This window comes from Sphingosinithalassobacter sp. LHW66-3 (genome assembly GCF_050703275.1).
Lineage (GTDB): Bacteria > Pseudomonadota > Alphaproteobacteria > Sphingomonadales > Sphingomonadaceae > Sphingomonas.
The window spans coordinates 934,051-947,632 of sequence record NZ_CP193482.1; the positions used below are offsets into that span (position 1 = coordinate 934,051).

The 13,582-nt window shown below is 69.1% G+C and carries 14 protein-coding genes; 11 read left to right on the forward strand and 3 right to left on the reverse strand.

Annotated elements, in window-relative coordinates; translation table 11 throughout:
• Window positions 1–5: 5 nt before the first annotated feature.
• Complete coding sequence (trpE, locus tag ACQ450_RS04285) at window positions 6–1,511, forward strand: anthranilate synthase component I (RefSeq protein WP_431470646.1); 1,506 nt, start codon at window positions 6–8, stop codon at window positions 1,509–1,511.
• Between the two features lie 46 nt (window positions 1,512–1,557).
• Here trpE and ACQ450_RS04290 read toward each other — a convergent pair whose 3' ends face one another.
• Window positions 1,558–1,959: a hypothetical protein gene (locus ACQ450_RS04290; protein WP_431470647.1), complete on the reverse strand. Its 402-nt coding sequence runs from the start codon at window positions 1,957–1,959 to the stop codon at window positions 1,558–1,560.
• A gap of 122 nt (window positions 1,960–2,081) precedes the next feature.
• Here ACQ450_RS04290 and ACQ450_RS04295 point away from each other — a divergent pair, with 122 nt between their 5' ends.
• The 5 genes from ACQ450_RS04295 to moaC are packed head-to-tail and all read left to right on the forward strand — an operon-like array spanning window position 2,082 to window position 5,684.
• The gene (locus tag ACQ450_RS04295; protein WP_431470648.1) at window positions 2,082–2,840 is read left to right on the forward strand and encodes a phosphodiester glycosidase family protein; all 759 of its coding nucleotides are present in this window, start codon (window positions 2,082–2,084) and stop codon (window positions 2,838–2,840) included.
• A 9-nt stretch (window positions 2,841–2,849) separates the two neighbouring features.
• On the forward strand, window positions 2,850–3,443 hold the full coding sequence (locus tag ACQ450_RS04300; protein WP_431470649.1) for an anthranilate synthase component II: 594 nt from the start codon (window positions 2,850–2,852) through the stop codon (window positions 3,441–3,443).
• A complete protein-coding gene (trpD, locus tag ACQ450_RS04305) occupies window positions 3,440–4,435 on the forward strand; it encodes an anthranilate phosphoribosyltransferase (RefSeq protein WP_431470650.1) in 996 nt (331 codons plus the stop codon). The genes ACQ450_RS04300 and trpD overlap by 4 nt, the downstream gene beginning before the upstream one ends.
• Window positions 4,432–5,220, forward strand: coding sequence for an indole-3-glycerol phosphate synthase TrpC (gene trpC, locus ACQ450_RS04310; protein WP_431470651.1), 789 nt, complete (start codon window positions 4,432–4,434; stop codon window positions 5,218–5,220). The genes trpD and trpC overlap by 4 nt, the downstream gene beginning before the upstream one ends.
• Window positions 5,217–5,684 carry a cyclic pyranopterin monophosphate synthase MoaC gene (gene moaC, locus ACQ450_RS04315; protein WP_188055392.1) on the forward strand — a complete coding sequence of 156 codons (468 nt, stop codon included), beginning with the start codon at window positions 5,217–5,219 and terminating at the stop codon, window positions 5,682–5,684. The genes trpC and moaC overlap by 4 nt, the downstream gene beginning before the upstream one ends.
• Window positions 5,685–5,687: 3 nt before the next feature.
• Here the strand turns inward: moaC and ACQ450_RS04320 are convergent, their stop codons facing one another.
• Window positions 5,688–6,230, reverse strand: a complete 543-nt coding sequence (locus ACQ450_RS04320) for a hypothetical protein (RefSeq protein ID WP_431470652.1) — start codon at window positions 6,228–6,230, stop codon at window positions 5,688–5,690.
• A gap of 149 nt (window positions 6,231–6,379) precedes the next feature.
• Here ACQ450_RS04320 and ACQ450_RS04325 point away from each other — a divergent pair, with 149 nt between their 5' ends.
• From ACQ450_RS04325 to ACQ450_RS04335, 3 genes are all read left to right on the forward strand, one after another.
• On the forward strand, window positions 6,380–7,567 hold the full coding sequence (locus ACQ450_RS04325; RefSeq protein WP_431470653.1) for a molybdopterin molybdotransferase MoeA: 1,188 nt from the start codon (window positions 6,380–6,382) through the stop codon (window positions 7,565–7,567).
• 54 nt (window positions 7,568–7,621) lie between these two features.
• Window positions 7,622–8,314, forward strand: a complete 693-nt coding sequence (gene lexA / locus ACQ450_RS04330; protein ID WP_431470654.1) for a transcriptional repressor LexA — start codon at window positions 7,622–7,624, stop codon at window positions 8,312–8,314.
• A 65-nt stretch (window positions 8,315–8,379) separates the two neighbouring features.
• Entirely contained in the window at window positions 8,380–8,523 is a 144-nt protein-coding gene (locus ACQ450_RS04335; protein WP_431470655.1) for a hypothetical protein, read from the forward strand.
• Window positions 8,524–8,629: 106 nt separating this feature from the next.
• On the opposite strand, the gene ACQ450_RS04340 is transcribed toward ACQ450_RS04335, so the two are convergent.
• Entirely contained in the window at window positions 8,630–10,774 is a 2,145-nt protein-coding gene (locus tag ACQ450_RS04340; RefSeq protein WP_431470656.1) for a ComEC/Rec2 family competence protein, read from the reverse strand.
• Between the two features lie 28 nt (window positions 10,775–10,802).
• On the opposite strand from ACQ450_RS04340, the gene gltX reads away from it, so the two are divergent.
• Both gltX and ACQ450_RS04350 read left to right on the forward strand, forming a co-directional pair.
• Window positions 10,803–12,257: a glutamate--tRNA ligase gene (gene gltX, locus ACQ450_RS04345; protein ID WP_431470657.1), complete on the forward strand. Its 1,455-nt coding sequence runs from the start codon at window positions 10,803–10,805 to the stop codon at window positions 12,255–12,257.
• A 16-nt stretch (window positions 12,258–12,273) separates the two neighbouring features.
• Window positions 12,274–13,557, forward strand: a complete 1,284-nt coding sequence (locus ACQ450_RS04350; RefSeq protein WP_188055405.1) for a citrate synthase — start codon at window positions 12,274–12,276, stop codon at window positions 13,555–13,557.
• Window positions 13,558–13,582 lie beyond the last annotated feature (25 nt).

Genomic DNA, 13,582 nt, shown 5'->3' on the forward strand with positions numbered 1-13,582 from the left:
GTCCGGTGATCGAGGGAGCCACGGCGGCGCGGGCCGCGCTCGATGAGGGGCGACCGGCGCTGCTGTGGCGGCGGCTGGTCGCCGATACCGAAACGCCGGTTGCCGCCGCGCTCAAGCTGATCGAGCCGGGCCGCGGCGATTTCCTGCTCGAGTCGGTCGAGGGCGGCTCGGTGCGCGGGCGGCACAGCCTGATCGGCATTGATCCCGATCTGGTCTTCCGCGCAGCGGGAAACCGGGCCGAGATCAACGCCGCCTGGGCGAGTCACCGCGATGCCTTCGCTGCCTGCGAAGAACCGGCGCTCGATGCGCTGCGGTCGCTCGTCGCGCGCTGCCGAATGGACGTGCCGCCCCAGCTGCCGCGCGCACTCGCCTGTCTGGTCGGCTATTTCGGCTACGAGACGGTAGGGCTGATCGAACGTCTGCCGCGGCCGCCGGCCAATCCGGTCGACGTGCCCGACATGATCTTCGTGCGCCCCACGGTGTTGCTGATCTTCGATCGTCTCGCCGATGCGCTGTTCGTCATAGCACCGGTCTGGCCGCGCGAGGGCACGGATCCGGCCACCGTGATCGAGACCGCCGCCGAGCGTATCGACGCCACGATCGCCCGGCTCGAGTCCACTCCACTTCCGCCGCGATCGCGCGCCGAGCCGACCGAACTGGCGCTCGAGCCACAGCTGCCGCCCGGCCGCTATGCCGAGATGGTCGCGCGGGCGAAGGACTATATCGCCGCGGGCGACATCTTCCAGGTCGTGCTCGCCCAGCGCTTCACCGCGCCCTTCACGCTGCCGCCGTTCGAGCTGTATCGCGCGCTTCGCCGCGTGAATCCCTCGCCATTCCTCTATCATCTCGATCTGCCCGGCTTCAGCCTTACCGGGTCTAGTCCCGAGATTCTCGTCCGCGCGCGCGACGGCGAAGTCACCATCCGTCCGATCGCGGGCACCCGTCCGCGCGGCCGAACCGCCAGCGAGGACGAGGCGAACCGCAGCGCGCTGCTCGCCGATCCGAAGGAATGCGCCGAGCATCTGATGCTGCTCGACCTCGGCCGAAACGATGTAGGCCGGGTGGCCGAAGCAGGATCGGTTTGCGTAACAGACCGGTTTACAGTCGAATTCTACAGCCACGTCATGCACATCGTCTCGAACGTCGTGGGGCGGCTGCGCGGCGACGCGGATGCGCTGGATGCGCTGTTCGCCGGTTTCCCAGCCGGCACGGTCTCGGGTGCGCCCAAGGTGCGCGCGTGCGAGATCATCGCCGAACTCGAACCCGAGACCCGCGGCCCCTATGCGGGTGGCGTGGGCTATTTTTCGCCCGACGGATCGATGGACAGCTGCATCGTCCTGCGCACCGCGCTGGTGAAGGACGGCGTGATGCACGTTCAGGCGGGCGCCGGCATCGTGGCGGACAGCGACGCCGCCTATGAGCAGCGCGAGTGCGAAGCGAAGGCCGGCGCGCTGCTCGCCGCCGCGCGCGAGGCGATCGCGCGCGCGGCCAAGCCCGGCTACGGCCAATAGCGCACGGCTCCCGTGCGCGCTGGCCACGCCCGGCGGGTGGCTGCGATCAGGGGACTCGGGACTGCCGCGCCTCGGCCTCCAGCCGCTCCTGCGCCCACTGCCGGATCTGCTCCTGCGTGCAACCGGTCTGTCCGCCCGTGCCGATCGGCGAGCAGCTGTTGGGCAGGCCGGCGCGATTGACTTCCTCGATCATTTCCACGCGCCGTACCCAGCTCGTGTTCGCCGGCCGCTCGCTCGGCTGTTCGCGGAACCGCTCGGGAATCCGGTAGGGCGATTCGCCTGCGCGCGTGCACACGACGATCTCGTCGGGGCTCGTCGCCGGCGGACAGCTCTCGTCGCCATAGAGCAACACACTGCGGATGCGGGTGGCGTCGGCGCCCGCATCCTGCGGCGCGTCCTGCACGGGAAAAGCCGCGGCTGCGGCGGCGACAAGCATCATTGTGATCATGGTCTCTCCTGTGCACCGGCGAGGCACGGCCCCGCGCTTCGCAATATCCCGTAGCCAACGAATGCCCCTCCGCGAACGTTGCGCTGGACTGTGGCGGCGCTAGGGCAGACATCGTGTTGTCGTTGCGTATCCTTGCATTCCTCGCCGTGCTGGCGCTCGCAGCCTGCGGCGGACCTGGCCCCCAGTCGGCCGAACGCCTGGAACCGCCATGCCGTGAGGTCGCTTTCGAAGGCAATCACTTCACCGTGTGCCGGACGCAGCCGGGCAGGCACGACCTCCGCCTCGCCAGCCTCGATTCCGCCGGAGCGCCGCTGCGCGACTTCGATCGGCTGGAGACGCATCTCGGCGCCGACCGCACCCGTGTCGCCTTCGCGATGAACGCCGGCATGTACGATGCGCGCGGCCGGCCGATCGGACTCTATGTCGAGCGCGGCCGAGAAACGAAGTCGCTCAATCGGAACCCCGGCCCCGGCAATTTCCACATGCTTCCCAACGGCGTCTTCTGGGGCAATCCCGACGGCTGGCACGTCACCCCCACCAGCGAATTCGCCGAGCGCGGCCCGGAGGAGCTGTCGTTCGCCACGCAATCGGGCCCGATGCTGGTGATCGACGGGGCGCTCCATCCCGACTTCGCGCCGAACGGGCGCTCGCTGCGCATTCGCAACGGAGTCGGTGTCGACGCGAGGGGCAACGCGTGGTTCGCGATCAGCGGCGAACCGGTGTCCTTCGGCCGCTTCGCGCGCCTTTTCCGCGACCGGCTCGATTGCCCGAACGCGCTCTATCTCGATGGCGCCGTCTCGCGGCTGTGGTATCCGGAGGGCCGCCGCCGCGATCCGGGCGTTCCGCTCGGCCCGATTGTCGTCGCGCTGCAAAGCCGGTAGCGCAGCGCCATGATCCTCGTTCTCGACAATTACGACAGCTTCACCTGGAACCTGGTCCATTATCTGATGGAGCTCGGCGCCGAGGTCCGGGTCGAGCGCAACGACGCCCTGACCGGCGCCGAGGCGCTGGCGACCGGCGCCGACGCTTTTCTCATCTCCCCCGGCCCTTGCACGCCCAATGAGGCGGGATCGAGCCTCGATCTCGTTGCCGCCTGTGCCGAGGCGCGCAAGCCGCTGCTGGGAGTGTGTCTCGGGCATCAGGCGATCGGCCAGCATTTCGGCGGCCGGGTCGTCCGCGGCGGGCTGATGCACGGCAAGACCTGCCCGGTCGAACATGACGGCACCGGCCTGTTCGACGGCCTGCCCTCGCCTTTCATCGCGACTCGCTACCATTCGCTCATCGTCACCGACGTGCCCGAGGTACTGCGCGTCAATGCGACCGCCAACGATGCCTCGGTGATGGGTTTCGCGCACGCCGAGCTGCCGATCCACGGTGTCCAGTTCCACCCCGAGAGCATCGCCACCGAACATGGCCATGCCATGCTGGCCAATTTCCTGCGGATCGCCGGCATCCCGGTGAAGCAAGCGGCGCTGGTCGCGTGACGACCGGTGCCGCCCTCCCCGATCCCGCGACTCCGCTTGCGCGCGAGAGTGCGGCGCAGGCGTTCGCCGACATCCTCGACGGAAAGGCCGCCGACGCGGCGATCGAAGCGTTTCTGATCGGCCTCACCGAGCGCGGCGAGACCAGCATCGAGATCGCCGAGGCCGCGCGCGCGATGCGCGCCCGGCTGATTCCCGTCGCTGCCCCGGACGGCGCGATCGACGTCTGCGGAACCGGCGGCGACGGGCATCACACGCTCAATGTCTCCACTGCCGTCAGCCTGGTGGTCGCTGCCTGCGGCGTTCCCGTCGCCAAGCACGGCAACCGTGCCGCCAGCTCGAAATCGGGCGCGGCCGACGTGCTCGAGGCGCTCGGCCTCGATCTCGATCGCGCCGCCGCCAATGCGGAGGCGACGCTTGCCGATCTCGGCATCGCCTTCCTCTTCGCGCAGAAACATCATCCGGCGCTCGCCCGCATCGCTCCGATCCGCAAGCGCATCGGCCGGCGCACCATTTTCAACCTGATGGGCCCGCTCGCCAATCCCGCACGGGTGCGGCGCCAGCTGATCGGCATCGCTCGGCCCGACGATGCACCGATCTACGCCGAGGCGCTGGAGCAACTCGGCAGCGAGGGGGCGGCGGTCGTCTCGGGCGCGGAATCGCTCGACGAACTCTCCTGCGCCGGCCCGAGCATCGCCGTCAGCATCGGCTGCGTCGCGCTGCCCGCGCGGATCGCTCCCGAGGACGCCGGCCTTCCGCGCCATCCGCTCGCCGCGATCCGCGGCGGTGCGCCCGCCGAGAACGCCGCCGCACTCCGCCGCCTGCTCGAAGGCGAGCATGGCGCCTATCGCGACGCGGTGCTCCTCAACGCCGCCGCGGCGCTGGTCGTGGCCGGTCATTCGGACCGCCTGACCGATGGCGCCGAGGCGGCCGGCGAAGCGCTCGACGCGGGGCTTGCCAAGGCGCTTCTCGACTGCTGGATCGCCTTTCCATGAGCACCATGCTGGACCGGATCCTCGAAGCCAAGCGCGACGAAGTCGCCGAGCGCAAGGCGCGTACGAGCCGCGCCGAACTCGAGGCGCATATCGCCGGGCAGACCGCCCCGCGCGGCTTTCGTGCGGCGCTCGACACGCGCGCGGCGGCGGGCGGCCATGCGCTGATCGCCGAGGTGAAGAAGGCCAGCCCCTCGAAGGGCCTGATCCGGCCGGATTTCGATCCGCCCGCCCATGCCCGCGCCTATGCCGCCGGCGGCGCCGCCTGCCTGTCGGTGCTTACCGACGAACGCTGGTTCCAGGGCCATGACGACTATCTGATGGCCGCCCGCGCCGCATGCGCGCTTCCGGTGCTCCGCAAGGACTTCATGGTCGATCCCTGGCAGGCGATCGAATCGCGTGCGATCGGCGCCGACTGCATCCTGATCATCGTCGCCGCGCTCGACGACGTGCAGATGGCCGAGATCGAGGCCGCAGCGATCGAGCAGGACATGGACGTGCTGGTAGAGGTGCACGACGCGGCCGAACTCGATCGCGCGCTGCAACTGAAGTCGCGGTTGATCGGCGTCAACAATCGCAATCTCAAGGATTTCAGCGTCGATTTTAAGCGCACCTACGAACTCGTCGGGCGCGCACCCGCCGATTGCACCTTTGTTGCAGAGAGCGGCCTCACCAGCCGTGCCGATCTCGACGCGATGGCCGAACATGGCGTCCGCTGCTTCCTGATCGGCGAGGCGCTGATGCGCCAGGACGATGTCGAAGCCGCGACTCGTGCGCTGATCGGATGAGCGACCTCACGCATCTCGACGAAGCCGGCGCGGCGCGGATGGTCGATGTCGGCGGCAAGGCCGCCACCGCACGCGAAGCCGTGGCCAGCGGGCGGATCGCAATGTCGGCGCAAGCCGCTGCCGCGATCCGCGCCGGCACGGTCGGCAAGGGCGACGTGCTCGCCGTGGCGCGCATCGCCGGGATCATGGCGGCCAAGAAGACCGCCGATCTCATCCCGCTGTGCCACCCGCTGCCGCTCACGAAGGTCACGCTCGATCTTGCGCCGGATGACCGCGGCGTCACTGCCACCGCGACTGCCGCCACCGAGGGCAAGACCGGAGTAGAGATGGAGGCGCTCACCGCGGTGTCGGTCGCACTCCTCACACTCTACGACATGGCCAAGTCGGTCGATAAGGCCATGACGATCGAGCAGGTGCGCCTCCTTTCGAAGACCGGCGGCAAGTCCGGCGACTGGAAGGCGTGAGGCTCAGCCCCGCGCTGCGCGCCGGAACAGCAAGGCCGAAGCCAGCCATAGCCCGGTGAGCAGCACCGCCGCCCGGCCCGCGGCGGTTTCCCCGCCGGCGAAGGCCACTGCGCCGAGCACCACCTGCCCCGCCGCCGGCGCCAGCATCACCACCGCCATTCCCGCGGCGCGAAACCGCACCAGCAGTCCACCGAGCAGCGCCGCGAGCACGATGCCGAAACACAACAGATTCACCGGGTGGTCACCATCGCCGATGAAGCCGACCGCAAGGTTGCTCCACGTCAGCAGGAACGCCGCCACGATCGCCGCCGCTGCCGCGCCGCGATAGGCCCAGCTGCGGGCTCGCGCCGCGAGCTCGAACGCCGCCCCGACGCTGCCGAGCATCACGCCGGCGACGATGAAGTCCCCCGGCGTCCAGTCGACCTCATCAGTGAACTGCATCGCCACCAGCGGCAGCAGCAGGAGCCCGACCAGTCCGCCCCAGCCGAGCACGCGCACCGTGTTCCACAAGCGTCCATCGCTCCGCGCCATCTGATCCGCCGTCATTGCTTCATCTCCCGTGATCTGGTGAGCCGCTCTCCTGCCCCGCCACGGGGCTGCACGTCATGAGCAAAGGCTGAGGCTTTGGTGAGGCGCCTGAAATCCTGCTCGATCCGGTCTACACCTCCCGCCGCCCGAGGCGTAGGACGACGGGCATGACCGCACCGCTCCTCCCCGTCGATGAGGCGCTTGCGCGCCTGCTGGCGCTCGCGTCGCCCCTTGCCGTCGAAGCGGTTCCGCTCGCCAGCGCCGCCGGGCGCTGGGTCGCCGAGGACATCGCCGCGCGGCGGACGCAGCCTTCCTCCGATCTCTCGGCAATGGACGGCTATGCGATCCGCTTCGCCGATCTTCCCGGCCCCTGGAGCGTGATCGGCGAGAGCGCGGCCGGGCGGCCCTTTGGAGGTACGGTGGAGTCGGGCGAGGCAGTCCGGATCTTCACGGGCGCACCGCTGCCGACCGGCACCGATACGGTGCTCGTTCAGGAGGAAGCCGCGCGCGACGGCGAGGCGCTCCGGCGGGCTGGCGAGGGGCCCGCCGATCGCGGCCGGAACGTCCGCCGCCGCGGGCTCGACTTTGCCGAAGGCGACCGGCTGATCTCCGCCGGCGATCGCCTCACTCCCGCCCGGCTCGCCCTGGCAGGTACTGCCGGGCACGGGGCGCTGCCGGTCCGCCGACGTGTGCGCGTCGCCATTGCCGCCACCGGCGACGAGCTGGTGCCGCCCGGCGCCGCCGTGGGCGTAGCGCAGCTGCCCGAAACCAACCGGCTGATGCTCGCCGCGCAGCTCGCCGATCTTCCGGTCGATCCGATCGATCTCGGCATCCTGCCCGATCGGATGGACGCGCTTGTCGCCGCGTTCCGCGAGGTGGATGCCGATGTGATCGTCACCAGCGGCGGCGCATCGGTTGGCGACCATGATCTGGTCCGGCCCGCCCTCGAAGCCGCGGGTGCGACCATCGACTTCTGGCGCATCGCGCTGCGCCCCGGCAAGCCGATGATGGCGGGCAGGCTCGGCGGCGCGGTCGTGCTCGGATTGCCCGGCAATCCGGTCTCCGCCTTCGTCACGGGATTGCTGTTCGTCCGCCCGCTCGTCGCGCATCTCTCCGGCGCTGCCGAGCCCGGAGTGCGCCCGCGCCGCGTGCCGCTCGGCGAGCCGCTGCCGGCAAATGGCCCGCGTGCCGATTATCTGCGCGCCGAACTGCGCGACGGCGCCGCATTCGCGTCCACGGTGCAGGACAGCGGGATGCTGCGCGCGCTCGCGCGCGCCAGCTGCCTGATCGTGCGTCCACCGCATGTTCCCGCGGCGGAACGGGGCGACTCGGTGGAAATCCTAGACCTCGCTTGACTTGGTGAAACGTGTTGCATAAACGTTCCGCGTCTGTTCTGACGGAGACGAACCATGCTCACGCGCAAGCAGCACGAGCTTATCTGCTTCATCGCTGATCGCCTCAATGAAACCGGCGTGTCGCCTTCCTTCGAGGAAATGAAGGACGCGCTCGATCTCAAGTCGAAGTCCGGCGTTCACCGGCTGATCTCGGCGCTCGAGGAGCGCGGCTTCCTCCGTCGCCTGCCGAACCGCGCCCGCGCGCTCGAGGTGCTGAAAGTGCCCGAGCGCGGCGAGGTAAAGGGCGGCTCGCGCGGCGAAGTCGTGCCGATCACGGCTGCGTCGGCAGCGCGTGCGGCGCCGCGCCCTGCGCCCGAACCCGCGAACGACGTGGTCGAGATCCCGCTCCATGGCCGGATCGCCGCGGGTACTCCGATCGAGGCGCTCGAAGGCTCGACGATGCTGCCGGTGCCTGCCGCGCTGCTCGGCTCGGGCGAGCATTATGCGCTCGAAGTCGCGGGCGATTCGATGGTCGATGCCGGCATTCTCGATGGCGATTATGCGCTGATCCGGCGTACCGACGTTGCCCGCGACGGCGAGATCGTGGTCGCGCTTATCGACGATGCCGAAGCAACGCTGAAATATTTCCGCCGCGAAGGCGCGATGATCCGGCTCGATCCTGCGAACCGCACCTATGACGCGCAGCGCTACCGTCCCGATCAGATCCGCGTGCAGGGGCGGTTGGCGGGGCTGCTGCGGCGCTACTGACCAGCTTCTTCGGTTCCATTCGGATGGGCGGACCCCCATCTGATGGAGCGAAGGAGGCGCCTTGCATGAATCGGATCGAACAATTTCTGGCCGCCCGCAACAGCGGTGAAGTCACGTTGCTGGCGATCGTTGGCGGCATTCTGATCTTTGCGCTGGGAGTCGCCTTCGGCGAGGCGCTCCACCTTGCGCTGGACGCCGTCAACGGCTGACCGCACATTCGGCGGACGGCCGCTGCACGCGCTCGCGCTAGCGTCCGCGCTACACTACCCAGCAATAGCATCCCCGCCCGTATTGCTGCCGCGAGGACCCGGGCGTTCAGAAACCGGCGGCGGCCGATCGCATCTGCCAGGGATGGCGGTCGCCTGGCGGCACCACGGTCGCCACTCGTTCCGTCGCGAAGGTGATGCTCACGCCGCCGGTCCGCGCGAGTGTCGCACGATCGAGCTTCAACCAGCGCGGTGTGCAGGTGCGCGGCAGCCGCCGGTCGCTCACCACCACATCGGCGGTACGGCACAGCGCCACCAACTCTCCAATCGGAACATAATAGGCGCTGCGCGTGGCCACGATTCGCCAGTTCCGCCCGCCCTGGCGCACATCGGCGATGCACAGATCCGCGCTGCATCGTGCGCTCGGCTGTTCGGCGAGCGCAGCAAGATCCTCTTCCACCCCGCCATTCTCGCCCAGGGTGGTGCGAACATAGTCGCCCGCCCGGTCCCGCAGCAGCGCCATGCCGCCACCCGCGGTGCGAAGCGCCAGATGCCGCCCGTCACCGGTGACGAGCAGATCCGGCGGCGGCGTCGCCAGCGTCCACAGCGCGCCCGCCGCCAGCGGAACGGCCCCGAGCAGCCGCGCCCGCGTCCGCCATAGTGCGATCCACAGTCCGCCCAGCACGACCAGCCCGAACGCACTCTGCGGCATCGCCGGCAGCGCCGCGACCGAACCGGGCGCGTTGGCAGTCGTGTGCGCGAGCCAGAGCAAGCCTTCGAGCGCGAACCCGGCGATCCACCACAGTGGCACGCCCAACCCGGCGAGGTCGAGAACGAGCGCCAGCGCCTCGATCGGCATGATGACGAAGGTGGTGAGCGGAATCGCGACGATGTTCGCCAGCGCGCCGTACAGCCCGGCCTTGTGGAAGTGAAAAAGCGCGATGGGGATCAATGTCACTTCGACGACGATCCCGGTCAGCAACAGCGCGAGCATGCCGCGCATCAGCCGCCGCCACCACGGCTCCTCGCGGCGTGCGAACCACCCGCGAACCCGCCGGCTTTCGTGCAGCGCGACGATTGCGGTCACGGCGGCAAAGCTCAGCTGGAAACTCGGCCCGGCCAGCGTCTCGGGCCACATCAGCAGAACGAAGGTCGCGCCCGCCGCGACCAGCCGCAGCGTGATGGCTTCGCGCCCGAGGCTCAGCGCCAGCAGCACCAGCAGCGCCGCGGCGCACGACCGGATCGTCGGCACCTCGGCGCCGGTGAGGACCGTATAGCCGACCGCGGCTGCCGCGCCCGCCCCGGCCGCCACCAGCGGAAGCCGCCCGGTCCGCGCCGCCCAGGGGCTCAGTGCCAGCAGCTTGAGCACCAGCAGCATCGCCGCGCCCGTCACCGCCGTGACGTGCAATCCGCTGATCGAAAGCAGATGCGCCAGGCCCGAGCGCCGCATCGCCTCGGCATCCTCCTCGGCGATGCCGCCTCGGTCGCCGGTCGCCAGCGTCGCGGCGATCGCGCCGGCGCTCCCGTCGATCCGCGACTGGACGTGCGCCGAAAGCCGGGCGCGCAGGTCGGCTCCGGGCGCGTCGCCCGGGGCAAGCACCTCCACCGGCGCGAAGCCGCGCCCGGTCGCGCCCAGCCCGTCGAACCATGCCGCCCGCGCGAAGTCATAGGCGCCGGGCACCGCAGCCGGCGGCGGCGGCATCAGCCAGGCGCGCAGCCGCACGGTCGCGCCGCGCGTCAGCCCGTCCGGGACGTCCTTTTCGGCCAGATTGACGCGCACATGCGGCGGAAGCCCGTCGGCGCCGCCGGTTGCGATCCGAACGCGCACCAGCTCCCGCGCGGGCAGCGGCTCGACGCGCTCGACAGTGCCGACGATCGTTGCGACGCCGGGCCGCGTCAGCACCGGAGCCGCCACATGCTCGGCGCGCCACCACATCAACCCGCATCCGAGCGCCGCAAGCATCGCGAGAATCGCCAGCCACCGTCCGCCACGTCCGGCTGCGGAGCCGGCCGCAGCCAGCAGCGCCACTGCCGCCGCCGCGAGCGCGAAGCCGGTCCATCGCGCCGGATCGGGCAACACGAACCAGGCGCTCACGCCCGCGCCGATCGCGACGGGAATCCAGAGCGGCAACTGGTCGCGCTCGGCCTCGAGCCAGTGTTCGATCGCGCCGCGCGCCCGCGCCAATGGCGCTCCCGCCGCGATTTGAAGCGGCGGAAAGCCCGTGCTAGGGGCGTGCCCGGCTGAACTGGCCATCCAATTTCCAGCTTGGGAGCAGGCGCGATTGAGCGCAAGGTCTGAAACGGGCGAAGCAACCGGCGCATCGCCGGAGGGCGGACGGGTCGTCACGCGATTCGCCCCCTCGCCCACCGGGTTTCTGCATATCGGCGGCGCGCGCACCGCGCTGTTCAATTTGCTCTTCGCTCGCCACCACGGCGGCAAATTCCTGCTGCGCATCGAGGATACCGATCGCGCGCGCTCCACTCAGCCCGCGATCGACGCGATCCTCGACGGCATGCGCTGGCTCGGGCTCGACTGGGACGACGAACCCGTCTTCCAGTTCGCCCGCGCCGATCGTCATGCCGAAGTCGCGCGTCAGCTGCTCGAGAGCGGCCACGCCTATCGCTGCTATCTGTCGCAGGAAGAGCTGGACGCGATGCGCGCCGAGGCGCAGGCGTCGAAACAGCCGTTCCGCATCCGCTCGCCCTGGCGCGACCGCGATACGGCCGAGGGCGGCGACAAGCCGTTCGTCGTCCGGCTGAAGGCGCCGCAGCAGGGCGCCACCACCATCGACGATCGCGTCCAGGGATCGGTCACCGTCCAGAATGCCGAGCTCGACGATTTCGTCCTGCTCCGCTCGGATGGCACGCCCACCTATATGCTCGCCGTGGTCGTCGACGATCACGACATGGGCGTCAGCCACGTCATCCGCGGCGACGATCATTTCAACAATGCCTTCCGCCAGCTCGCGCTGCTCCGTGCGATGGGCTGGCCCGAACCGGTCTATGCGCATGTCCCGTTGATCCACGGCGCCGACGGGGCCAAGCTCTCCAAGCGGCACGGCGCGCTGGGCGTCGATGCCTATCGCGACGAACTCGGCATCCTGCCCGAGGCGCTGTCCAATTATCTGCTCCGGCTCGGCTGGGGTCATGGCGACGCGGAGATCATCAGCCGCGAACAGGCGATCGAATGGTTCAGTCTGGAAGGCGTCGGCCGTTCGCCAGCCCGGTTCGATCTGAAGAAGCTCGAGAACCTCAACGGCCATTATATCCGTGAGGCCGACGATGCTCGGCTCGCCGATCTCGTCGCCGCCCGGCTGCCGTTCGAGGTCACTGCCGATCAGCGCGATCTTCTGCGCAGCAGCATGCCCGCGCTGAAGCCGCGCGCCGCAAATCTGCTGGAGTTGGCGGAGGGAACCCAGTTCCTGTTTCGCAGTCGCCCACTGGAAATGGACGAGTCCGCGGCCGCTCTGCTAGAGGGCGAGGCACGCATGCTCCTCTCCCGCGTTCATGCCGCGCTTGACGCGGCCGGATCGTGGGATACGGAGACACTCGAAGCACGGGTACGGCACGTCGCGGAAGAAGCGGGGGTGAAGCTGGGCGCAGTCGCGCAGCCGCTCCGGGCAGCCCTTACGGGGCGCCGCACGTCGCCGGGGATCTTCGACGTCCTGGTTCTGCTGGGGCGCGAGGAAAGCCTGGGACGGATCGCCGATCAGATGGCCGTGCCCGCCGAAGGTTGAACGAAAGGACATTGGGATGACCGACACCGCGAAGCTCCACGCTGCCGGGAACGATACCGACTATCCGATCCTGAAGGGCAGCGTCGGCCCGGACGTGGTCGACATCCGCAAGCTCTACGCCAAGACCGGCACGTTCACCTATGATCCCGGCTTCACCTCGACCGCCAGCTGCGAGAGCGGCCTCACCTATATCGACGGCGGCGAGGGCGTCCTGCTCCACCGCGGCTATCCGATCGGCCAGCTCGCCGAGCACTCCAGCTTCATGGAGGTTTCCTATCTCCTCCTGAACGGCGAGCTCCCGTCGAAGGACGAGCTTGACAAGTTCAGCTGGACGATCACCCGCCACACCATGCTGCACGAGCAGCTGATGACCTTCTATCGCGGTTTCCGCCGCGACGCGCACCCGATGGCGATCATGTGCGGCGTGGTCGGCGCGCTTTCCGCCTTCTACCATGATTCGACCGACATCACCGATCCGCACCAGCGGATGGTCGCCAGCCACCGGCTAATCGCCAAGATGCCGACGATCGCGGCGATGGCGTATAAATACTCGATCGGTCAGCCGTTCCTCTATCCGGACAATTCCCTCAGCTACACGGGTAATTTCCTGCGCATGACCTTCGGCGTCCCGGCCGAGGAATATGAAGTGAACCCGGTGGTCGAGCGTGCGCTCGATCGCATCTTCATCCTGCATGCCGATCACGAGCAGAACGCATCGACCTCCACGGTCCGCCTCGCCGGCTCTTCGGGCGCCAATCCCTTCGCGTGCATCGCCGCCGGCATCGCATGCCTGTGGGGCCCGGCCCACGGCGGCGCGAACGAAGCCGCGCTCAACATGCTGCGCGAGATCGGCCGCCCCGAGCGGATTCCCGAATATATCGCGCGCGCCAAGGACAAGAACGATCCGTTCCGCCTGATGGGCTTCGGCCATCGCGTCTACAAGAACTATGATCCGCGCGCGACCGTGATGCAGAAGACGGTGCGCGAGGTTCTCGGCGCGCTCAACGTCACCGATCCGCTGTTCGACGTCGCGCTCCAGCTCGAGGAAATGGCGCTCAAGGACGATTATTTCGTCGAGAAGAAGCTGTTCCCGAACGTCGATTTCTATTCGGGCGTGATCCTGTCGGCGATCGGTTTCCCGACGACGATGTTCACGGCGCTGTTCGCGCTCGCCCGCACCGTCGGCTGGGTGGCGCAGTGGAACGAGATGATCTCGGATCCTGAGCAGAAGATCGGCCGTCCGCGCCAGCTCTACACCGGCCCGACGCAGCGCGACTACGTCCCCGCCGACAAGCGCTGAGGCATAAAGGGGGCGGACCCCGAGG